This is a genomic window from Thermostichus sp. OS-CIW-33, from assembly GCF_054059615.1.
In genome coordinates, this window is sequence record NZ_JBSSCH010000013.1 from 28,423 (window position 1) to 50,156 (window position 21,734).

21 protein-coding genes and 1 CRISPR repeat array are annotated in these 21,734 nt (G+C 56.8%); of the genes, 12 read left to right on the forward strand and 9 right to left on the reverse strand.

From position 1 onward, the window contains the following. Positions 1–177: 177 nt before the first annotated feature. On the reverse strand, positions 178–2,124 hold the full coding sequence (locus ACVWZG_RS10200; protein ID WP_457415367.1) for an AMIN domain-containing protein: 1,947 nt from the start codon (positions 2,122–2,124) through the stop codon (positions 178–180). Here ACVWZG_RS10200 and ACVWZG_RS10205 point away from each other — a divergent pair. Then, positions 2,011–2,241, forward strand: coding sequence for a hypothetical protein (locus ACVWZG_RS10205; protein WP_457415369.1), 231 nt, complete (start codon positions 2,011–2,013; stop codon positions 2,239–2,241). The genes ACVWZG_RS10200 and ACVWZG_RS10205 overlap by 114 nt on opposite strands. Positions 2,242–2,569: 328 nt before the next feature. On the opposite strand, the gene ACVWZG_RS10210 is transcribed toward ACVWZG_RS10205, so the two are convergent. The 6 genes from ACVWZG_RS10210 to ACVWZG_RS10235 form a co-directional block, all read right to left on the reverse strand. Next, positions 2,570–3,271, reverse strand: a complete 702-nt coding sequence (locus ACVWZG_RS10210; protein ID WP_414350594.1) for a hypothetical protein — start codon at positions 3,269–3,271, stop codon at positions 2,570–2,572. Then, the gene (locus ACVWZG_RS10215; RefSeq protein WP_457406944.1) at positions 3,271–3,978 is read right to left on the reverse strand and encodes a PilN domain-containing protein; all 708 of its coding nucleotides are present in this window, start codon (positions 3,976–3,978) and stop codon (positions 3,271–3,273) included. The genes ACVWZG_RS10210 and ACVWZG_RS10215 overlap by 1 nt, the downstream gene beginning before the upstream one ends. A gap of 53 nt (positions 3,979–4,031) precedes the next feature. Continuing rightward, positions 4,032–5,189 carry a type IV pilus biogenesis protein PilM gene (pilM, locus tag ACVWZG_RS10220; protein WP_457406946.1) on the reverse strand — a complete coding sequence of 386 codons (1,158 nt, stop codon included), beginning with the start codon at positions 5,187–5,189 and terminating at the stop codon, positions 4,032–4,034. Between the two features lie 180 nt (positions 5,190–5,369). Next, positions 5,370–6,995, reverse strand: a complete 1,626-nt coding sequence (kaiC, locus tag ACVWZG_RS10225) for a circadian clock protein KaiC (protein ID WP_011432142.1) — start codon at positions 6,993–6,995, stop codon at positions 5,370–5,372. A 28-nt stretch (positions 6,996–7,023) separates the two neighbouring features. After that, positions 7,024–7,326, reverse strand: coding sequence for a circadian clock protein KaiB (gene kaiB, locus ACVWZG_RS10230; protein ID WP_457394493.1), 303 nt, complete (start codon positions 7,324–7,326; stop codon positions 7,024–7,026). A 2-nt stretch (positions 7,327–7,328) separates the two neighbouring features. Beyond that, entirely contained in the window at positions 7,329–8,333 is a 1,005-nt protein-coding gene (locus ACVWZG_RS10235) for a circadian clock protein KaiA (RefSeq protein ID WP_457394496.1), read from the reverse strand. 121 nt (positions 8,334–8,454) lie between these two features. Here ACVWZG_RS10235 and ACVWZG_RS10240 point away from each other — a divergent pair, with 121 nt between their 5' ends. The 9 genes from ACVWZG_RS10240 to psb29 all read left to right on the forward strand — a co-directional run bounded on the left by ACVWZG_RS10240 (position 8,455) and on the right by psb29 (position 17,332). Then, positions 8,455–9,390, forward strand: a complete 936-nt coding sequence (locus ACVWZG_RS10240; protein WP_011432144.1) for a nucleoside hydrolase — start codon at positions 8,455–8,457, stop codon at positions 9,388–9,390. A 78-nt stretch (positions 9,391–9,468) separates the two neighbouring features. Beyond that, positions 9,469–9,987: a CDP-diacylglycerol--glycerol-3-phosphate 3-phosphatidyltransferase gene (gene pgsA, locus ACVWZG_RS10245; protein WP_457406975.1), complete on the forward strand. Its 519-nt coding sequence runs from the start codon at positions 9,469–9,471 to the stop codon at positions 9,985–9,987. After that, entirely contained in the window at positions 9,962–10,510 is a 549-nt protein-coding gene (ruvC, locus tag ACVWZG_RS10250; RefSeq protein WP_457394499.1) for a crossover junction endodeoxyribonuclease RuvC, read from the forward strand. Before pgsA ends, ruvC begins: the two co-directional genes overlap by 26 nt. 95 nt (positions 10,511–10,605) lie before the next feature. After that, on the forward strand, positions 10,606–11,259 hold the full coding sequence (locus ACVWZG_RS10255) for an LON peptidase substrate-binding domain-containing protein (protein WP_011432147.1): 654 nt from the start codon (positions 10,606–10,608) through the stop codon (positions 11,257–11,259). Between the two features lie 66 nt (positions 11,260–11,325). Then, the gene (locus tag ACVWZG_RS10260) at positions 11,326–12,144 is read left to right on the forward strand and encodes an alpha/beta hydrolase-fold protein (protein WP_457415365.1); all 819 of its coding nucleotides are present in this window, start codon (positions 11,326–11,328) and stop codon (positions 12,142–12,144) included. 36 nt (positions 12,145–12,180) lie between these two features. Continuing rightward, entirely contained in the window at positions 12,181–13,239 is a 1,059-nt protein-coding gene (locus ACVWZG_RS10265) for an ATP-grasp domain-containing protein (protein WP_041436180.1), read from the forward strand. A gap of 242 nt (positions 13,240–13,481) precedes the next feature. Continuing rightward, entirely contained in the window at positions 13,482–14,669 is a 1,188-nt protein-coding gene (locus ACVWZG_RS10270; RefSeq protein ID WP_011432151.1) for a GNAT family N-acetyltransferase, read from the forward strand. Positions 14,670–14,822: 153 nt separating this feature from the next. After that, complete coding sequence (gene rlmD / locus ACVWZG_RS10275; RefSeq protein ID WP_457406950.1) at positions 14,823–16,217, forward strand: 23S rRNA (uracil(1939)-C(5))-methyltransferase RlmD; 1,395 nt, start codon at positions 14,823–14,825, stop codon at positions 16,215–16,217. A 395-nt stretch (positions 16,218–16,612) separates the two neighbouring features. Next, the gene (gene psb29 / locus ACVWZG_RS10280) at positions 16,613–17,332 is read left to right on the forward strand and encodes a photosystem II biogenesis protein Psp29 (RefSeq protein WP_457406952.1); all 720 of its coding nucleotides are present in this window, start codon (positions 16,613–16,615) and stop codon (positions 17,330–17,332) included. Positions 17,333–17,341: 9 nt separating this feature from the next. Here psb29 and ACVWZG_RS10285 read toward each other — a convergent pair whose 3' ends face one another. Beyond that, positions 17,342–18,046 (reverse strand): esterase/lipase family protein, encoded by a 705-nt coding sequence (locus tag ACVWZG_RS10285; RefSeq protein WP_457406954.1) that lies wholly within the window; start codon positions 18,044–18,046, stop codon positions 17,342–17,344. 3 nt (positions 18,047–18,049) lie between these two features. Beyond that, a complete protein-coding gene (locus ACVWZG_RS10290) occupies positions 18,050–18,574 on the reverse strand; it encodes a GNAT family N-acetyltransferase (protein WP_414343795.1) in 525 nt (174 codons plus the stop codon). 79 nt (positions 18,575–18,653) lie between these two features. Beyond that, positions 18,654–19,954: direct repeats of the CRISPR family, unit length 36 nt; unit sequence GTTTCCAATTTCTAGGGATCCCCCCGAAGGGGGAAC. 356 nt (positions 19,955–20,310) lie between these two features. Here ACVWZG_RS10290 and ACVWZG_RS10295 point away from each other — a divergent pair. Then, entirely contained in the window at positions 20,311–21,375 is a 1,065-nt protein-coding gene (locus ACVWZG_RS10295) for a polyamine ABC transporter substrate-binding protein (RefSeq protein ID WP_148202683.1), read from the forward strand. Between the two features lie 89 nt (positions 21,376–21,464). After that, a complete protein-coding gene (locus ACVWZG_RS10300; RefSeq protein WP_041436191.1) occupies positions 21,465–21,608 on the forward strand; it encodes a chlorophyll a/b-binding protein in 144 nt (47 codons plus the stop codon). The last annotated feature ends 126 nt before the right edge of the window (positions 21,609–21,734 follow it).

Sequence of the window (21,734 nt, forward strand, 5' to 3'; positions counted from 1 at the left end):
CGATGGGTTTGTGTCCAGCCTACTCTTGCCCATGCCAAAATCAAAGCCAGCCCGAAGCTAAGCAGCAAGGATCCCAGCCTGACCCAAGGTCGATAGCGAGAGTTCAAACTCAGCATTGATGCACAATTCATCTCATAAAAGTGGATGGCCAAAAACGATGAAATTCTGTATTTCGCCTTAATCTTCCAATATAACTGGAGTAATCAAGACGACAACCTCACTTCTAGTATTTGTTGTGTTTTGTCTGCGGAAGAGGGAGCCAAGTAAAGGAATTTCAGAAAGAAGTGGGACTTTATCAACAGATACTCGATCCTCCTCTTGTATCAATCCTCCAAGAAATAGTGTCTCTCGATCTTTAAGTCTGGTTTGCAATGTTCCGACAGAACGCTGATTGAGCAAACTAATAACAGTGCCATCAGAAAGTGTAATTTGACTGCCAATAGATGAGATCTGTGGAAGAAGGTTGAGCGTAATGTAGCCGTTATCATCGATCCTGACATTCTGAATGAGTAAATTGACTCCCGCATTTCCTTTCTCAAAAACGACAGTTGATATGCCAGTCGCAGGATCTGTTTGCAATCTCCTATTGGTAATAACTTCCTGGCCAACCACAATAGCTGCGCCAGTGTTATTCGCGACTACTACTTTTGGATCGGCCAATATCTTAGCTGTTCCTGAAGCAATGGCTGCATCTATACGAGCTGCTAGAGATTGCTGTAATCGATTCAAGGTGTTAAACACAAGTGAGCCTCCAGTCCCTACAGCAGGAACAGAACCAACATTAGGAACTGAGGATCCTGCAGGTTGGTCAAGAGGAGTTCCACCGAAGACAGTGTTATCTCCAGACCCCAGAGCAAAGTTGCCAGATGCACTACCCAGTGCAACTCCTAGATTAGAATTATTATCTAGGTTGATCTCAATAAACCTAGCACTAATTAAAACCTGTCGACTTCTCAAGTCAATTTGCGCAAGATATGCTGCAATTACATCATGTTGGGTAGGTGTGGCAACAATAGTTAGCGAATTTGTTCTTGGATCTGCCTGAATTGCCGACTGTTGATCTAAAGGAATGTTTGATGCTTCCAAGATTCCCTGGATTCTATTTCTGATTTCACTCGGAGTAATACTTAGTTGCCTAGCATTGATTTCAACTGTTCCTCCTCCCCCTGCAGTTCCCGAAGCGTTAAAGACAAAAGTTTGCTCTGTTTCTTCGATTCTCAGTTGATTGAGTCTATAGGTTTTGACAATCTGCTGGCTAACTCCAGGGAGTGTAGTGCCGATAAAAACCGTTTGCCCTGAACGAGATGCTTGAAGTTCCTTCAGGCGCAAAATAAAGTTAAATGTTTCTTGTAGAGGTGAATCAGCCACATCTAAGGAAATCGTCAGGTCTGGAGGGACGTCATTGAGAACTACGTTCAGTCCAGCTCGACGCACCAGCAGACTCAACACATCACCCACAGGGGCATCCTTGAGGGTTAAGGTAATTGTGGCATTTGAACCCAAGTCAACTGGAGGGGGAGCCGGAATAATATTGCCGACAGCAAGATCTCCGGCCGGAGGAGCCACTGCTCGACCTTGAAACGGAGACGCACTGGGATCAGTAGCTCTCGAAGGCAGCTGAGGTTGGTTAAGCTGGCCTACAGAAGGCACCTGAGAAATCACGGGTGCAGCAGGAACAGCAGGTGCAGGAGGAGCCGCTTGAGCTGTCTGCGGAGGGGCAGGGTTTTGAGCGACCGGTTGGGAGGCAGGGGCAGGAGCCACGGGCTGAGGTCGGTTTAGTGACGCCGGTTGGCCGGGCGCTACTGGGTTGGACGAGGGTTGAGGGGGAACCGCCGCTAGGGGGGCCGGTGGAGCAGAGGGTAGGCCCTCAAAGTCGAAGACCAACTGCGTCGGGCTGCGCCGAGCCAGCAAGCCTTGGGGAGCTGCGGCCACACCGGCTATTTCTATCCGCACGCTGTCGTTGCTCAACTGGCGGGCCTCGAGAAAACGCACCCCTGGCAATGGGGACTCTTGACGATAGCGGCTTTGGCCCCCGTCCAGTTGGGCATTGGTGATATCCCCAATCCAAGATTGTCCCTGCTGGGTAAAGAACACCTGTGGGCGAGCGCCCCCTTCGGTGTTGATCTCCAACTGCATGCGGTTGCCGTTGGGCACCAGGCGGATATCTGTGATGCGGCTGAGGCGTTGCGGGTTTGCGGAGGTCAACTGTTGAGCGGCTGCCTCATTGACCCGGCTTTCTAAGGCCAATGGGGGCAGGGACAGGATCAAGCCCAACGCACACCCATAAGCAACTCGACGGTTCATCATCCTCACACCTCACTCCTTCACCCAGTCGTATTCTTGCTTCACCTCGCCACGGGTGCCTTTGGCCTCGTTCACCCCGTGCTTCCCTGATCAAAGCCGAAATCTCGGACTTTGCCACTACCTGTAGCCGTTTCGGAAGAAATTTTTCCCAGATCTTCGATTCGGCAACACTATCCGTGCTGAACCGGCGGTTGTTCCCGTCTTCTGAAAACCAGAGGGGATCCCGCACTGGCAGGATCTCCCCCTGAGTCAAGGCATGGCTGGGCTACTGACCAGGTGCCGTTTGCCCTTCAGGTGGAGGAGCAGTGCCCAACGGAACGTCTTTGTTGTAGATGTAGGCAATCAAATCAAAAGCAGCGTCCAGTTCCCCTGTGTCTTGAACAGGATTTAAGCTGATGTTGCTCACCCGGAACAGCGTGCGCAGACGTTCTATATCTCCCATCAGATTGATCAGCTCCGTATAGGGGCCACGCAGAGCGACACGGGTGGTCTGCACTTGGATGGCGGGAGCGATGATCCCAGGCACTTCCGGATTGGCCGAAGACGCTGGAGTCAGTGGAGAAGGGCTAAAGCTGCGCAGCTCGCTGTTGGGCTGCCCCTGCACCAGCCGGTTGAGATCCAGCAGTTGCGTGTCGGCATTCTCGGGGGTGGAGAGCAGGGCACTGATCTGTTCCCGCTCCACGCGAGCTCTCTCGACCTGATTGGGCACATCTTGCAAACTGGCAATCTGGCTCTTTATGTCCTGCAACTGGGTGGTTTTGTTGGCTACCTCCCTTTCCAAAGCCTGTACCTCCTCGATCAAGGGGCGAAGTTGGGTGAAGGCCAGAAACCCCGCCGCGCCTAGCCCTGTGATCCCGATTAAAAGACCAATTCGAATGGGGGTCAGCTCCACGCCCAGCAGTACCGGCGGCCCTGCCGGGGGAACCACCAGTTGTTCGTCGGGAAAACCTTCAACCGATCCAGTCATCAGTTCGCCTCCACTCGACGCAAAATGCGGATCTTTTCAACCAAGCCTATCGCTCCCCGCTGCTCCAGCTCGCGGGTAAATTCTGGGTCAGGATCCCCCAGGGTACGGATGGTTACGGTTATGCCGTAGGTAACGCTGGGCTCGGTTACGTCTGTGCCGTCCACCCGGGAGCTGCTGTTCAGGACGGCGCTGGTAACAAAGTTGGAATCCAGCAGGGTGAGCAAAAAGTCGTTCACCAGGGGAAAGTCCAGCGCCCCTCCTTGGATATTGACGGTATCCCCGGAAGCGCTGATGTTGGTTATCCATACCCCCTGGCCGGGGATCTTGCGCCGCAGCTCTTCCAAGATGGCCGACCAAGGCTGGACGGATCCCAGAAAGGAGCGGAACCCTTCCGTTTGGGCGCGAATGGTTTGCAGCTCTTGATTGGCATTCTGCAGCTGGGACAACTCAGCATTGGCTGTGCTGAGCTCACTGTCAAGGCGAGCCCGCTCCGCCCTCAAGGTTTCTCTCTGGCGGGAAAAGCTGTCTTGGAAATACCAAAAAGCTCCCATCGCTACAGCAGCAACAGCAACCCCCAGGCCAATGGCCGGGATCCAATTCTGGGATCCCTCTGCGGCCCCAGTCGCGGCTACTGCTCCCCCACCTGTTCGAGCTGTGGTGAGGACATCCGGCCTTTCTTTGAGGAAATTGATCTCCGGTGTGTACATCTCTTTAACCGCCTTGTGCGCTATTCCATCGGTTGGGTTATCTTGCGCTGCCACTACTTGGTGTCTTCCCGCAGCGCCAACCCCAGGGCCACTCCCATTGCTGGGCGTTCCTCCAGGGGCAGTTCCACGGAATCCGGCACGACAATGTTGCCAAAGGGATCCGCCAACTCCACCGCCACGCTCAACGACTGAGATAAGAAGCCGTCGATTTGGCCGATGCTTGCCCCAGTTCCGGCCAGCAGTACTTTCACCACAGGCGAGCTGCTTTCTGTGCTCGTAAAGAAGTCGATGGAGCGCTTCAGTTCATCCGCCAAATCGGAGACAACGCGCGTTACTGCTGCTACACCGGGATTGCTGGGCGCTGGCTGTTCTCCCGTGGCCAAAATATCGGTGGGGTTGATCAAGGGTAACCTCAGAGTTCGCAACAGGTCGCCGGTGCGGCTAAGCGGCAGATTCAGGGATTGGGCCAGCACCTGCCGCATGTGGATGGTGCCGATGTTGACGGTGCGGGTAAATTGCGGGATCCCGTTCACCAAAATGCTGATCTCGCTGCTGTCGTAGCCGATGGAGCTGAGCAACACGGCCTCTTGGGGGCCGTACTGAGTTAGCTGATCGCGGATGGTGCGAATGAGGGAGAAGCTGGCCAGCTCCACACAGCGCACCTGCAAGTTGGCCACCTGCAGCACCTCCAGGTAGTTGTCCACCACCTCTTTGGGGATGGCCACCAGCAAGACTTCGATGCGCTCAATGCCATCCTGGGAAAGATCGAGACCCAAGGGCTGGTAGTCGACATCCGCCTGATCCCGCGGATAGGGAATGTAAAGTTCGGCCTCCTGCTCCAAAACCACCCGGCGCAGCTCATCGGCAGGTAGGTCGGCAGGCAGGCGAATGAGACGAACGATGGCCTCCCTTACGGGCACTGCTGTGGCTGCCGGCAGGTTGGTGGGCACTTTGTTTTCATTGAGCAAATTCATCAGGATCAAGCCAACTGTGCTCGGATCGAGGATGCGTCCTTCGATCATCGCCCCTTCCGGCATGTCCACGCTGTGGTAGTGGGCTAGACGATAGCGACCATTGCCCTGCTTTTTCAGTTGGGCAACGGCGATGCGCTCGGGGTTGATGTCCACCCCAAGCATGGTTCGGGTTTTGGAACCACCGAAAAAGCTAAACACACCGGGAAACCCCGCCCTTTGCGCTACTGCTAGAGGCATACTACCCAATTTGTAGGTGGGTTACCACTGTTCGCCATTGGCCGCGGGGAAATCCTTGTCTGGGCCGATCCCTCCCTGCCAGCCGCAAGTGCAGGGCTTGCGCGGTGTTGAGCGGTGTTGGAAATTCGCTTGACTCAACGGGTCTGTTGCCGCGCCCACTCACGGAACTGTTGTAACCGCTCACAACCCTTCTTCCTCGAGGGCCTGGACGTTTTGCACAATCCGGGAGAGCTCGTTTTTCTCATCCACATTGATGCGGGTCGGGGATCCGCTGATGATGCGCTCGTAGCCCCGGAAGGAATCGCGGATTTGGATGCCCGCATTGGAGATGAGGTACTCGCGGATCCCTTTGTCGTGCCAGGAGCCCCGCATTTTGAAGACATTGAGGGCGCGGGCCATCTCTCCGCGGATCTCCACGTATTGCAGCAGGATAATCGTGTCGGTGATGGTGGAGATGTGGGATTCGGTGATGGAATGGGATCCCATGAATTGGTCGGTGGTGTTGGTGAAAAAGCCGGTGATCTCCTCCTGCTTGGCCAGGCCAGTTACCCCGATTACAAACTGGCGGAAGGCATTTTGGCTCACTCCCCGCGCCAGGGCTGACAGGGAGTCGATGGCCATGCGGGAGGGCTTGAAGGCCATCATCTCGGTTTTGATCTTCTGCAGGTGGTCTTCCAGGCCGGCAGATTCTGGGTAGGCGCAGATGATCTTGAGGAGGCCCTGCCGCTCGAACTCTTCCAGGTCAATGCCCCACGAGGAGGCGTTGCGGGACAGCTGCGCCCGCGACTCTTCGTAGGCAAAGAGAATGCAGCGTTCCCCATCCAGGCAGCCCCGCTCCAGGAATTTGCTCACCAGCGAGGTTTTGCCCGTGCCGGTGGCGCCGGTGGCCAAAATAATCGAGTCCTTGAAGAAACCGCCGCCGCACATTTCGTCCAGCTTCTCGATGCCGGAGGAGACCCGCACGTTGGAGGAGCGCTGGGTCAGTTGCATGGCTCCCAAGGGGAAGATGTTGATCCCGTCATTGGTGATGGTGAAGGGATATTCCCCCTTCATGTGGGTGGTGCCCCGCAGCTTCAAGATCTCGATGGTGCGCCGCCGTTTCTCTCCTTCCAGGATGTTGCGCAGGATCACCACGTTGTCGGAGACGAATTCTTCCACACCGTAGCGGGCGATGGGACCGTACTCGTCGGTGCGCTCCGTGGTCATGACGGTGGTGACGTTGGCCTGCTTGAGGCGGGCCGTCAGGCGGAACAGCTCCCGCCGCACCACACCGGCAGGGTCGTACTGCTGAAAGATGGCCGTCACCGAGTCGATGGAGACCCGCTTGGCTTTGTATTTGCGAATGGCGTACTGAATGCGCTCGATGAGGGCCGACAAATCGAAATTGCCGCTCACCTCATAGCCTTCGGGATCGGGGGAAGCGTCCAGGATAAACAGTTGGCCCCTGTCGATGAGGGCCTGCAGATCCCAGCCAAAGCTGGAGGCATTGCGAATGATATCGGCGGGGGTTTCCTCAAAGGTGACGAAGATCCCCGGCTCTTGATACTTCACGATGCCGTTGTAAAGGAACTGCATGGCAAACAGGGTTTTGCCGGTGCCGGAGGTGCCGCTGACCAAGGTGGTGCGTCCCAGGGGTAGCCCACCGTGACTGATGTCTTCAAAGCCCTCAATGCCCGTCTGTTTTTTGGGGATCCCTCGCAGCTCTGAGAGATCCGCCCGGTGGTTGTCTGGGGTTGGTTCGGTGGAGTCCTCTGCGGTGTTATCTTGTGGCTTTTCTGGCTCAGAAGGCCCCAATGACTGGTTCATCCCACTCTCCTTGCTCCTGCAGCCTGTCTCAAGCCTCTTCGTCCAATTCTTCGTAGAGCAGATCCAGGCCGATGAGCACTTTCTCGCGGTTGGACAGATCGCCAATAATCTTCCGCACCGGTGGCGGCAGGATTTTGGCCAAGGTCGGCGTTGCCGAGATCTTATCTTCCTCTGCCAGTTGCGGATTTTTCAGGACATCGATCACCTTCAGGGTGTACACGCCGCGGAACTCCTTTTCCAAGATGTCTTGCAAGGTGCTGAGGGCACGCAGAGAATTGGGGGTGTTGCCCGCCACGTAGAGCTTGAGAACATAGGCTTTGCGAGTGGACATATCTAAGGATCCCTTGGAGCGGTTTTGGGAATGGAGCGGCGGTACATTTCGCTCAGGTGGGCCATCACATCGATCAGGGTAAGGCGGTAATCCAGCAGGATCTCTTCGCTGCGGCCTTCCAGTTTCAATTGTTTGGCAAAGTCTTCCATCAAGTTCATGTGCAGCTCCAGCAGTTGAGCAGCGCCGATATCGGCAAAAAAGGCCAAGGCCACCAGTTCATCGATGCGGGCATTGGCGGTTTCGGGAGACTGAAAGTATTCCAGGACAATCGCCTGGTAAAGGCCGCGCAGCCGTTGCATCAAAGCTCGCTGCTCGTGGGGCGGAAGGCGGCGATAAAACAGCTCCGGGTCACGATGATAGTACACTCCGGCATAGCTCAGCCGTTCTCGCAATTTCTCCGCCAGCCGTCGCTGTTGTTGGTTGCTGTAGGCCAGGTAGGGCTGATCGCTGGGATGCACTGGGCCCTGCGGGAGGCCGCAAGTGGGAGACATCTGCAGAAACAAGGCGATGGCCCGATCCACCAGCAGCTCCAAGACGGAAGGGGATCCCGAAGCGGTACAGTCGGCCCGCACCTGCCCCTTCAGCTCCTGTGGCGAAATGGGACGGACGAGGGTGGCGTTGTGGTAGAAAAACTGCTCTCGCTTGAGCAATGCTTTCACCAAAGATGAGGTGGCAGGGATCTCTCCTTCCGTCTCCGGTGTTTCCTTTTGCAGGTGGGATTCTTCCAGCACAATCGCCAACACCGTCGGCAGCAGCAGTCCCCACGCGCAGAGCTGATTGCCCAGATCGTGCAGCTCTTGCAGCCGAGTGGGATCCACCAGGAGCACCAAGCAATCGACATGGCCGTCTTGTTTTCTGAGAGCCTCTAGGAAGGTAGCTTGATCCTGAAAACACTCGACAACAAAGCGTTCAGGGGGTAGCCAGTCCTCGCAAGCTAGGGGCTCTCCTGCTGGCGGCTCCCAATCCAGCAACAGGTTGATGCGCAGTGGATGGGTGTCAGGCAACAAGACAAAGGATGAAGATATATTTCCTATCTTAAATCTGACCGGGATCCGCGCTCACCGGCCAGAGGAAAAGAGCGGGAGAAAAACCTAAACTAGGGGTGAGTGAGCTGCTGCCGAGATCCCTATGGTGCCCCTGATCATCGACTGTGACCCTGGCCAAGACGATGCGGTGGCTCTGCTGCTGGCTATGGCGTCGCCAGAAGAGCTGCAATTGCTGGGCATTACCACGGTGGCTGGCAATGTCTCCTTGGACAAAACCAGCCGCAATGCTCGACAGATCTGTGAATTGGCCGGTCAGCCGCAGATGGGGGTGTATGCCGGCTGCCCCCGCCCCCTCTTGCGCCCTCTGGAAACCGCCGAGCAGGTGCATGGCAAAACCGGGATCGATGGAGCGGATCTGCCGGAGCCCCAGATGCCTTTGGGATCCCAGCATGCGGTGGAGTATCTGATTGAAACCCTGATGGCTGCCCCTGAGCCGGTTACCTTGGCTTTGCTGGGCCCGATGACCAACTTGGCAGTGGCCCTGGTGCAGCAGCCTCGGATTGTGGAGCGCATCCAGCGGCTGGTGTTTATGGGGGGATCCGCCTTTGAGGGGAATGTTACCCCGGCAGCCGAGTTCAACATCCTCACCGATCCCCACGCCGCCCAGATCGTGCTCAGCGCCGGGATCCCGGAGGTGGTGATGCTGGGCTTGCACGTCACCCAACAGGTCCTCAGCACGCCGGAGCGGATTGAGCGCATCCGCGCCCTGGGCACCCGCGTTGGGCAGACGGTGGCCAATATGCTCACCTTTTACGGTAAGGTCGACGTAGAACGCTACGGGCTACCGGGAGGGCCATTGCACGACCCTTGTGTGATTGCCTATCTGTTACAGCCGCAGTTGTTCGAGCTCAAGCCCTGCTACGTCGAGGTGGAAACGGCTAGCCCCTTGAACCTGGGCCGGACGGTGGTGGATCGCTGGGGATCCAGTGGTCGCCTCGCCAATGTTCAGGTGGCTTTTGGGGTGGATGCCCAGGGGTTTTACCACCTGCTCACCGAGCGCCTGGGCCGTTACCGATAATTCTGATAGTTCTGATCCTTGAGGCCAGATCCGAAGGTGGAGAATCCCAGCGCCGTCCAACGTGCCAAGCTGGAGTGGGTGAACCTGCCCACCGCCGTCACCCTGCTGCGGCTGGCAGGGATCCCTTTTGTTTTGCTGGGGCTGAGCCTGCAGTCCCCTTGGGGAGAGAGATTGGCCCTCTGGGCTTTTTTGCTGGCGGCAGCAACCGATTGGCTGGATGGCCATTTGGCCCGCCGTTATGGCTTGGTAACCGATATGGGCAAGTTTTTGGATCCTCTGGTGGATAAGCTGCTGGTGTTGGCGCCGCTGCTGGGCCTGCTGGAACTGGGGCGGATCCCCGCTTGGGGCGTGTTTTTGCTGGTGGGGCGGGAGCTGGCCATCGCCGGCTGGCGGGTCAACCAGAGCCAGATCCGCGGCGCCAATCTCTGGGGCAAAGCCAAGACGGTAACCCAAATACTGGCCATTGCTTTGCTGATTTTGGGGTGGCCGGGAGGGATCCCTTGTTTTTGGGTGGCGGTGGTTCTCACCCTGATCTCGGGCCTGACCTACCTGCACACCGATCATCCCAATCATGCGCAGTCACCCGGCAGGCCATAGCCCTTGTCAGATCCCCCCGCCCCTCGCCGACAGAGGAGACACCCCACCTGAGCAGCGCATCCTCGGCCTAGATCCAGGTCTGGGAACCATGGGGTTTGGTTGCATTCTGGCGGGATCTGCGGGGTTGAAACCTGTGGATTATGGGGTGATCAGCACCCCCAGCCAACACTCGATGCCGGAGCGGCTGCAAACGCTGCACGAGGATTTGAGCCAGTTGCTGCGCCAACTGCGCCCGCATCAGGTGGGGCTGGAAAAACTTTTTTTCTACAAAATGGGCAATACCATTGCCATCGCCCAAGCCCGTGGCGTGATCCTGCTCACCTTGGCCCAGCATCATCTGTTGCCGGTGGAGTTTACGCCCGCCCAAGTCAAGCAAAGTTTGACAGGCTACGGACGCGCCGACAAGCAGGCTGTACAAGCTGCCGTGGCCCGGGAACTCAACCTGCCCAGCTTGCCCCGCCCGGATGATGCCGCCGATGCCTTGGCGATTGCCATCACAGTCTGGCACCACCGCTTCTCTTGAGGGATCCCCTCCCTGTCAATCCCCTACCTTTAGCAGAGATAAAGATTGGCCAATAAAGATGGGCTAGACTCAGTACAGCGAGAAGCACAAGCCCTATGCCTTCTTCTTCCGTGGATGTTCGCGAGCTACCGCTGTTTCCCTTGCCGGAGGTGGTGCTGTTTCCGGGCCGACCTCTGCCGCTGCACATTTTCGAGTACCGCTACCGCATGATGATCAACACCATTCTGGAGACGGATCGCCGCTTTGGGGTGCTGATGTTCAATCCCCAGACGGGATCCCCAGTGCGGGTGGGCTGTTGTGCTGAGGTGTTGCAGGTGCAGCGATTGCCGGATGACCGCATGGACATTTTGACCTTGGGGCAGCAGCGCTTCCGCGTCTTGGATTACGTGCGGGAAAAACCCTTCCGGGTGGGGCTGGTGGAATGGATTGAGGATGAGCCGACCACCCCTTCCGATGACCTGCAGAGCTGGGTGCGCCAGGTTACCACTCTCCTTCAAGATGTGGTGCGTCTCTCGGGCAAGCTAATGGAGCGGGATGCACAGTTGCCGGAGCAGCTCCCCACCACCCCCATAGAACTGTCCTACTGGGTGGCTAGCCACTTCCATGGGGCCCCCCAAGAGCAGCAAGCTCTGCTGGAAATGGTCAGTACCGAAAGGCGGCTGCGCCGGGAAGCCGAAATTCTCGAGTCCACCCGCAAGCACTTGGCCGCCCGCACGGCCCTCAAGGATCTGTTCACGGAAATTTCCTGAGGTTCCTGTCAGTTGGTCAGGTCTGCTCCCATCTGTTCTGGTGGCTCTTGTGGACCTTTCCAGAGAGTGCCCTTTGCCTTTCTCGACCAGGCAGAGCAGAATGCTTCCCCCGGAAAGGTTGGGTATTTCTTGAGGATCCCTTCCCCGTTTTTCATGGCCTACGCTCGCCGCTACTTGCGCTTTCCCTCTCAGATCTTGGGCCGGGAAATGGAGATGCTCCACTTCGGGCATCACGGCTACCCGCTGATCTGTCTGCCCACCAGCAACGGGCGTTTTTTTGACGTGGAAGATCGCGGCATTATTGCCAGCCTCAGCCATCATCTGGAACAGGGCTATTTGCAGGCTTTTTGCGTGGAAACCCTAGATTGGGAGACTTTGTTCAACCGCGAGCTGGACTTGCCCCAACGGCGGGATCGTTGGCTGTTGCTGGAGCAGCACTGGGTAGAAGAGCTGATCCCCTACGCCAAGGCCGAGGCGCAAAATGAGTTTCTGGTGGTGGCTGGGTTTTCCCTGGGAGCTACCCATGCTGTCAACCTCACCTGTCGGCATCCCGGCCTAGTGCGCCGTTGCTTGGCTCTGGGGGGGCCCTACGATGTGGCGGCTCTCGGCTCTGTCACCGGCTGGGATCCCCAACAGGCAGAGCAAGAGCTGTATTTCATCAACCCGCTGGCCTATATGTCCAACATGAGCCGGCAACTCTGGGATCAGTTGGGCGGGCGCAACACCGAGCTGAAGTTGCTCACCGCTCGCCGCGACCACTGCCTCAGCGACAACCTGCGCCTGGCAGAAGTGCTCAGCCGCAACGACATCCCCCATCAACTGGAGGTATGGGAGGGGGATCACGACTGGCCCACTTGGCAAGCGCAAATCCGCGCCTTCGCGTAGGATCCCTTGCAGGGAATAGCTTTTGAGAGAGCTTTGATGATTGAAGACTATTGGGTTGGCAGCCTGCACTTCAGCGAGCCTTTTGGGGACGATACTCTGGCCCGCCTCAACGCACTTCCCCCTGTTCAAGCTCGCAACGGCCAAACTTACAAGATCCGGGCCGAACATGTCACCATTCACGAGGTGAACCTGGATTACCGCACCAAGTATCGCTTGATCCTGGATCGCTTCAGCTACCTTTACCCCCAAGCCATCGGCCTATTCATGGGCTTTGCCTTTCGGGGGGTTTACCTCATCAACAACCCCTTTAGCTTTTATTACTACCTGCGCAACAAAGATGCTGCCTACATGGTGGTCAAAGAGCTGGGGATCTCCATCCCCAAAACTTACATTCTGCCCCCTAAAGAAGCCCCCGCATTGAAAGCAGAAGATTTTAAGTATCACAAGTTTTTCGATTGGCAGGGGATGGCGGAAGATCTGGGCTGGCCAATTGTGATTAAGCCGGCGGAGGGGCGAGAGGCCATTGGAGTAGAAATAGCCCACAACATGGAGCAGCTCCTCTATTTTTACGACCGCTCTGGATCTCAGGTGATGATGATCCAAGAGAAGGTCAAAACCCCTTACCCTTGGCAGATTCGCGCCCTCTGCATTGGCCGAAAGATCATTCCGATCAAGTATATCTTTCGCAAGTTCGATGCCAGCGAATATCTGTTTGATCCAGAATTTCTCACGCCGGAAATGGGCCAGAAAGTCATCAATACCTGTCGGATTATCAATCGAGTTTTGGGCTATGAAATGAACTCGGTGGAGCTATTTATCGACGAGCAGGGAGAGCTCCAGGCCATCGACTTTAACAATCCGGTGCCCGATGGACGGCTCAAGGCTTTGGGAGAGATCTTCTATAACGATTACCAGCAGGCCCTTTGCGATTTGGTCTTGGACATCGTGCGGGAACAGCGTCCTTTCGACTTCCTGCCCCCAGATATCAACCGCTTTGCTCACATTGCCCGACGGGCTGACCTCACCCGCGAGCAGAAGTTTCAGATGGCTTTGGAATTGGCCAACCGTTACTACGAGCCCAGGGATCCCGATTAAAATCAAACCAGAACCCACAAGTGTGGTTTTCCGCCGGGGAAGTTGTGGACGGGCAAAGGAGCAGCAGGGTGGTTTCCGACCCCGCTTCAGGGTGATCCATAATCAAGCAGGCGCAGGGATCCTGCCAGGTGCTGCATTTGGCGGCGGAGGATCCCCTCTTGAGTCGGCAAGAGCATTGGGGGGCCTTTTCCCGGCCAAGCTGAGGCAATTGCACGGCGGGTTGGTCTGATCCAGGCAGGCAAATGTCAACCGGGTTGAAATGGCGCTGGTGCCACGATATTCGCGAGATCCCAGCAGGGGCCTGGCACGCCTTGCAAACGGAGCGCACCTCTCCTTTTTTGGAATACGAATGGTTGCACAGCCTAGAGAGCTCAGGTTGTGCCAGCCGCAGGACAGGGTGGCTGCCCTGTCACCTGTTGGTGGAGGCGGACGGCCAGTTGGTTGCTGCTGCCCCCTTGTATTTGAAAAGCCACAGCCAGGGGGAGTTTGTCTTTGACCAAGAATGGGCTGCAGTTGCCGGCCAATTGGGGGAACGCTACTACCCGAAGTTAATCGGCATGGCCCCCTTCACCCCGGCCACGGGCTATCGCATCCTCGTCCATCCCGAGTATTCGGAAGCAGAGGTGTGGTCGTTGATGCTGGCAGCCATTGACCGGTTTTGCCAAGAGAAAGATATTTCGGTGTTTAGCTTGCTTTATGTAGATCTGGACTGGCGGACTCAATTGGAGTCGGATGGATTTACGCCCCGGATCACCCACAACTACCAGTGGCACAACCCCGGCTACCGCTCTTACGAAGACTTTTTGAGCCAGTTCAATGCCAACCAGCGGCGCAACATCAAGCGAGAGCGGGCTGCAATGGAAAAAAGCGGCCTAGAACTCAAGATTTACACAGGAGAGGAGATCACGCCCCGCCTGTTGTCTCTCATGTACGACTTTTACAGCAACACCTGCGCCCAATTTTGGAACTGGAGCAAATATCTCAATCGCCGCTTTTTCGAGTCTCTCTATCCCAACTATCGGGAGCGAGTTGTGCTGGTGGCCGGGGAACGGAATGCAGAAATTGTGGGGATGTCTTTTTGTATTCGTAAGGGAGATCGCCTGTTCGGGCGCTACTGGGGTTGTCGGGAGGAGGTGAAGTTTTTGCACTTTAACGTTTGCTACTACGAGCCCATTGCCCTCGCCATCCGAGAAGGGATCCGCAACTTTGATCCCGGCGCAGGGGGATCCCATAAGATTCGACGGGGATTTCCGGCCACGCCTGTGTACAGCTACCACCGCTTCTACAGCCGAAGGCTACAACAGGTTTTGGTGCCCTACCTGAACCGGGTTAACCCTCTCATGTTGGCCGAGCTGGAGAATGTGAATCAAAACGAGGTTCCTTTTCGAGAAGATGTTTTGCCTTCTCTATCTGCTTTGACCAAGGAGTAATCCACTCCATTGGATCGGGTTTTCAATCCCTGTCAGCAGTTGGCGGCTGACATGCTTTTTGCCCTGCTACAGCTTTTTTCGGCAATACTGACTCCAGCCAACACAGACCTGACCTATGGTTGTAGTTACTTCGAATTTCGGCGAAACGGCTTAATGGAACATCCGATCCCTTCCGTCCTTCCTGATCCCGTTAAACCTGGGGATCTCTTGGCGTTGGAGGTCACGGCCCTGACCCCCCAGGGAGATGGCATTGCCCACACGGTAGGACTTGGACAAGGGCGAGTGGTGTTTGTGTCCCAGGCGGTGCCCGGGGATCAGGTGGTGGCCCAAATAACCGAGATCAAGCGCAACTACTTGGTCGGGCGAATTCGGTCGCTGATTTCTCCCTCTCCCCAACGGGTGCGACCAGCCTGCATTGTGGCGGACAAATGTGGTGGCTGCCAATGGCAACATGTCAGCTATGCCCAGCAATTGGCCACCAAGCAGCAAATCCTCAGGGATGCACTGGAGCGGATTGGCGGTCTGACTCTGCCGCAGCCTGTCCCTATTTTGGGATCCCAGCAGCCGCTGCGCTATCGCAACAAGGTCACCTACCCCATGGCCAAACCGGAGGGCCAGCCCTTGCGCATGGGCTACTACCAACAGGGCAGCCACCGCCTGGTGAACCTCAACCAATGCCCCGTGCAAGACGAGCGGCTGGATGTGTTCCTGAGGGAAATCAAGCGGGATCTCCAAGAAACGGGCTGGAGTGTCTACGACGAAAGTCGTCACCAAGGTCATCTCCGCCACTTGGGTTTGCGCATCGGTCGCCGCACCCGCGAGGTGCTCCTGACCTTGGTCAGTTGCAGTCGTCGCCTGCCCCATCTGGAAAGCTGGGCCGAACGCTGGATGCAGCGCTACCCTGACCTGGTGGGGGTCTGTCTCAATCTCAACTCGGCCCGCACCAATGCCATCTTCGGCCCGGAGACTGAGGTGATTGCCGGTCGGGGGTCTTTGCGGGAGGAATTTGCCGGTTTTTCCCTCTGGATCGACAGCACCTCTTTCTTCCAGGTCAACACAGAGCAAGCAGAAGCCTTTTTTACCTGGATAGCCGACCAACTGAACCTGCGGGGAGAGGAAACCATCCTGGATGCCTACTGTGGCATCGGCACCTTAACCTTGCTGCTGGCGCAACGGGCGAAACGGGCGATGGGGGTGGAAGCTTTGCCGGAAGCGGTGGCCCAAGCCCGCTACAATGCCCAGTTCAACGGTATCGCCTCAGCCCAATTTTTCCAGGGCACGGTGGAACAGGTTTTGCCGACCCTGCCCCCTGCCGACATTGTGGTGCTGGATCCGCCGCGGCGCGGCTGCGACCGCCAAGTGCTCGAGACCCTAAAGCTGCGACGACCACCACGCATCGTCTACATTAGCTGTCACCCTGCCACTTTGGCGCGAGACTTGCAGATCCTACTGGCAGAGGGATCCTATCGCCTTACCCAATGGCGGGCGGCTGACTTCTTTCCCCAAACCGGGCATGTGGAGGGGGTGGCCTTTTTGGAGCGAGTTTGAAGAGTACGCACCCTGACCAAAAGGCGCGGCAAGCCCCGTCCTTCAGGGCAGGGAGCGGCAGCGGGCCGGAGGCCTTTCTGGTCGGTGCCATCAACATCCTTGCTCGCGGGATACAGCTGTTGCGAGACGAAGGGCAGGACACGGCCGACGCTGCGGTCGGGATGCGGGTGGGTGAACCACCCGTGTCAGCCCGGATGGCCTGTGGATCGAACTGCACGGGCGGTCGGAAGCAGGAACCCGCCGAGACGACTGCGCAAGGAGCCATCCATGCGTAGCGTGGTAGGAATCTCCGGCCTTCAGGCCGGGGAGGATGTCAACACAGCTTGCCCTCAGGGTCAGCACAGGTGAGAATAAAAAAACAGAGAAGCCATCCTCAAGCTCATTTTTGTCTGCCTGTGAATCCTGTTCGCACCCTCTCCGCCACCAAAGCGGCCTTTTTCAGCGCCTACCCTCGCCCGATCAACGCCGTCTATCGCCGGGTGGTGGAGGAGTTGTTGGTGGAGCTGCACCTGACCACCGTCAACAGCACCTTCGTCTACGATCCGTTTTTTGCCTTGGGGCTGGTCACCCTCTACGACGGGCTGATGGAAGCCTATCACCCCCCTGAGCAGCGAGAAGCCATTTTCAACGCCCTCTGTAAGGCTCTGCACCTCAAGCCGGAGGTGTTGCGCAAGAATGCCCGCGATCTGCTGGAGTTGATGGGAAGCGGGGATCCCCGTCAAAGACTTGATCTCCTCTGTCTCAAGCCAGAGGCGGAAGATGTGGGTGGGTTGAAAGCCATTTTGGAGCGCATGACTCAGCCGCCCTACGCCTACAGCCGGGTCTTAGCTGTTGGCCTTTACACAGCCTATGAAGTTGTGGCCAAGTCCCTTTACGAAGAACCAGAAGAACGCACCCGCCGCTTTTTGGAGAATGTGGTGAGCAAGCTGCCCTTTTCAACAGAGCGGGTGAGAAAAGATCTGGAGCTCTATCGCAGCAGTTTGGATCGCATGAAGCAGGCGCGGGCTGTGGTCGAGGAGATGGTGAAAGCCGCCCGACGCCAGCAGGAACGCCGCCAATCCGCCGCCTCTTTGCCCGAGACTTCCCTTGCCGACCCGAGCGAGCCCAGCAGCTAAACCCCGGCCCTAAGCCAAATACCGAGCCCAGGTTTCCACCACCTCGGGGGATCCATACCAGCGCCGTCCACCCCGACCGGAATGGTAGCAGTTGGGCAGAGTGAGGTTAACAGCCCCCTGCAGGTGGGCAGCCTCGATGGGGGTAATGCCATCGCCCCACAATTCCCCCTGTCCAGCCGTGAGCCAATAGCTGTTGTAGGCCAGCCAAGCCAGATAATGCTCCTGTCGCCACAGGGATCCCAGACTCAACCTCTGCCCCTGGATGACCCTGCCCGCCACGCACACATATTTGACCTCGGGCCAAAAGGCCCCCGGATAGTGGGTGTTGACAAAGTCCAAATTGCGCTTCGTCCAGCGCTCCCGGCTGGTGTGGGGGGATCCCAAGCTAATCAGCGCAGCGACCTGCTCCCGCCCCTGCCACACCTGTCCCCCATAGGGCACGGATCCCAGGTAGATGCGGGCAATCCAGCCGCCGGCGGAGTGGGCCACCAGGTTAACCCGGTCAACCCCAAACTCAGCGCAGGTCTTTTGGATGGTCTCTCGAAGGGCCCACAGGATGGGAGTGACAGGCCTTCCCCCCAGCGTGGGAAACCAACTGCGCACCTGCAACGGCACCACCCGTGCCGCATAGCCGCGGGCTTCCAGCTCTTGGCGCAGGGGCTCATACTCCGACGCACCCGCCAGATAACCGGGCAAAATCACCACAGGGGCCATACGCTAGCGGGGATACCAGAACATGCCTTTGATCCCCTCAGGGTCGGCGGTGAAGCCCAGCCGTTCGTAAAAGCTGACCACTCCCTGATCGGCAAAAAGGGTGATGTTGCTGATGTCTCGGGCGCGCAGCTCGTGGATCACCTTTTCCATCAGCCGCTTGCCCAGACCCCTACCCTGGAAATCGGGATGAACCACCACATCCCAAATGGTGGCATTGAAAGCGTGGTCGGACGTTGCCCGGGCAAAGCCGATGAGGCGACGGTAGCTGCCCCGCTGCTGCCACATCGACACCACCAAAAAGCTGTGCTGCAGGGCTTTTCTCACCTTGTGAATGGGGCGACGCGACCACCCCACCGCATCGCAGAGCTCCTCTAGCTCGTACAGATCCAAGTTGGGATCCAAGCTGAAGAGGATTGTCTCCCCTCGTACCACCACCGTTTCCTGGCGACGGTCGGCCCTAGCTGTTTGCGCCGGCTCTTTGGTTGTAGCAGCTCCTGCTGACCCGAACAGGCCCTTCCAAAAACTCATGTGAATCGCTGCCGAGTGAAAGCTCACCCCTACTTTGGGTGAGCGTGTCCTCAGTATAGCCAGGATCGGTGGCGGAATTGTTTCCAATTTCTAGGGATCCCCCCGAAGGGGGAACAATAATCGTCAGAAGAAGAGGGCAAAAGCTCTTGCCATGTTTCCAATTTCTAGGGATCCCCCCGAAGGGGGAACGCTAAAGTATGCACTTTGGACGCTATGCGTCTAGCGTTTCCAATTTCTAGGGATCCCCCCGAAGGGGGAACATACCCCGTTTCGACGCCGGAAGGCGGAGCTGACACAAAAAGGGGCTGTTTCCAATTTCTAGGGATCCCCCCGAAGGGGGAACTTCAAGGGTCTATGCCTTACGCTCAAAGGCAGCTAAGCGAGGTTTCCAATTTCTAGGGATCCCCCCGAAGGGGGAACTTTATTCAAGACGGAATCGTTGGACAACTTCACAAACCGGTTTCCAATTTCTAGGGATCCCCCCGAAGGGGGAACTTCTATAACTACATCCTGGAGGCTCTCAGAGCCCGCAAGGTTTCCAATTTCTAGGGATCCCCCCGAAGGGGGAACATGCCGATGGGATCCCTGATGCCTACCGGCGAGCGATGGTTTCCAATTTCTAGGGATCCCCCCCAAGGGGGAACACTAAGTACGCCCTCGGATGTAGGAAGAAAAATGGGTTCCAGTTTCCAATTTCTAGGGATCCCCCCGAAGGGGGAACTGCTCAGAGAATGTTCTGGTGGTGCCCTGAGGATGCTGTTTCCAATTTCTAGGGATCCCCCCGAAGGGGGAACAGCCCAAAAGCTAGAGCGGCAACGCTCGCGGTTTAATGTTTCCAATTTCTAGGGATCCCCCCGAAGGGGGAACAGTAGAGGATAGATACGACTGGCATGTGCCAACCTCATGGTCGAGTTTCCAATTTCTAGGGATCCCCCCGAAGGGGGAACAGCTGCACAGGATGACTGGGAAGCTGTCCGCATCTTGTTTCCAATTTCTAGGGATCCCCCCGAAGGGGGAACGTCGAATATCGATATGAACCACATGCCAAGGTGGCTAGGTTTCCAATTTCTAGGGATCCCCCCGAAGGGGGAACGTTGTTATTGGAGACACCCCCAAACTGGTTATTTACAGTTTCCAATTTCTAGGGATCCCCCCGAAGGGGGAACGGTAGTTATGGTGAAATACACCAAAGAGCAGATCCTGTTTCCAATTTCTAGGGATCCCCCCGAAGGGGGAACCGGCCAGTGGCGAGGTGATCGAATACACCTACAGTTTCCAATTTCTAGGGATCCCCCCGAAGGGGGAACCTTATCTTTTTACCAGAGGTTAGAACAGAGACAAGTCGTTTCCAATTTCTAGGGATCCCCCCGAAGGGGGAACTCCACCCCTATTAAACCCAAGCAGGGCAAGGAATGCAAGACCCATTTGCGAGGGATCCGGAAAAAAGTCGGCAAAAAGAGCTGCGGCGAGGGGGTTTTGGGGCTGGAAAGCCTTGTGGCGCAAGGCATCGAGGGATCCGACGAAAGAATCGGCCTTTGCGGCTTTTGGCGGATCGCTCGCGGAGGCGTTGATACCGTTTGGGTGTTGTCTTGGAAACAAGGGTGAGTACCCGAGCCTCAACCGGAGTTTGCGGGGCTTGGCGATTGCCCAAGGCGTGCCCCCTAGCCGCGGGTGTAGCCGGCTGGGGGATGAAAGCAGATACGATGTTTTCAACTTTTCACAGTCGGAGAAATCTTATGAAAAAGTGGATTGCCTCGGCTACAACCCTACTCTGCTGTGTGCTTGTCCTGGTTTTGTTTTGGCCCCATGTTACCTCTGCCCAGAGGCAGACCCTCAATCTCTACATCTGGTCAGAATACATCGATCCCGACATCCTCACCGCCTTTGAAAAAGCCACCAATAGCCGCGTGCTGGTCAGCGTGTACGAATCCAACGAAGACATGGTGGCCAAACTGCGGGGGGGAGGCACCAGCCAGTACGACATTGTTGTTCCCACCGACTACATTGTGCCCAACATGTTGGAGCTGGGACTGCTGCAGCCTCTCAACAAAGAATTGATCCCCAACCTAAGCAACCTGGGCGAAAAATTTGTCGGCCTGCCCTTTGATCCAGAAAACACCTACACCGCCGCCTATCAGTGGGGCACCACCGGCATTGGCTACCGCAAAGACCGCCTGCCCGAAAACTTTGAACGCTCTTGGGGATTGATTTTCGACCCGCAGCAGCAGTATGGCCCCTTTGTGATGATCGACGAGATGCGCTCCATGATCGGCGCTGCTGCCGTTTACCTGGGCTTCGATATGAACACCACCGTTCGCTCCGAACTGCAGCAGATCCAGCAGCTTTTGATCGACACCAAGCGCCGCAGTGCCGGCCTAATTGGGGGCGTGGGGGGCAAAAACCAACTGGTTTCTGGAACGGCCAATGTAGCCATCGTCTACAGCGGCGATGCCCTGCAAGCTGCCGAAGAAAACCCCAACATCGGCTATTTTGTCCCCCGCGAGGGTGCCCACATTTGGCTGGATGTAATGGCCATTCCCGCCCAGGCCCCCAACCCCGAGCTGGCCAATCGCTTCATCAATTTCATCCTGGATGCTGAAGTCGGCGCTCAACTGAGCAACCACAACCGCTTCGCCACCCCCAACGCTGCAGCTCTGCCCATGATCAACCCAGAAGATCGGCAAAACCCGGCCATCTACCCTGACGAAGAGGCCCTTGCCAAACTCACCTACCTTAAAGTGCTGTCAGGGGAAGAGCTGCGCCTCATCGACGCCCTCTGGACAACCGTGAAAAGCAGCTAGGGATCCCTTGTTAGCTCTCGACATAAAACTTGACACTTTTTAATATCTGAGCCACATTAAAGATGTCACCCGTTGATGGAGCTAAAACCATGGAGAACCAAGAAGCTAAGTTCGGCTTCACTACCTTCGCCGAAAAGTGGAATGGCCGTTTGGCAATGTTGGGCTTTGTGATTGGCGTTGCGACCGAGTTGCTGACCGGCCAAGGGATCCTCTCTCAAATTGGCCTGATGTAATCCCAGTAGACCCAAGACACTGCTGTAGATCCTTGCTTGCCTGGCTGTAGTTTCCACCCTCTGCAAAGCAGCCAGGCTTTCGCATTGCCCTCGATTCTGGATTTAGGTCTGAATGAATCCAAATGG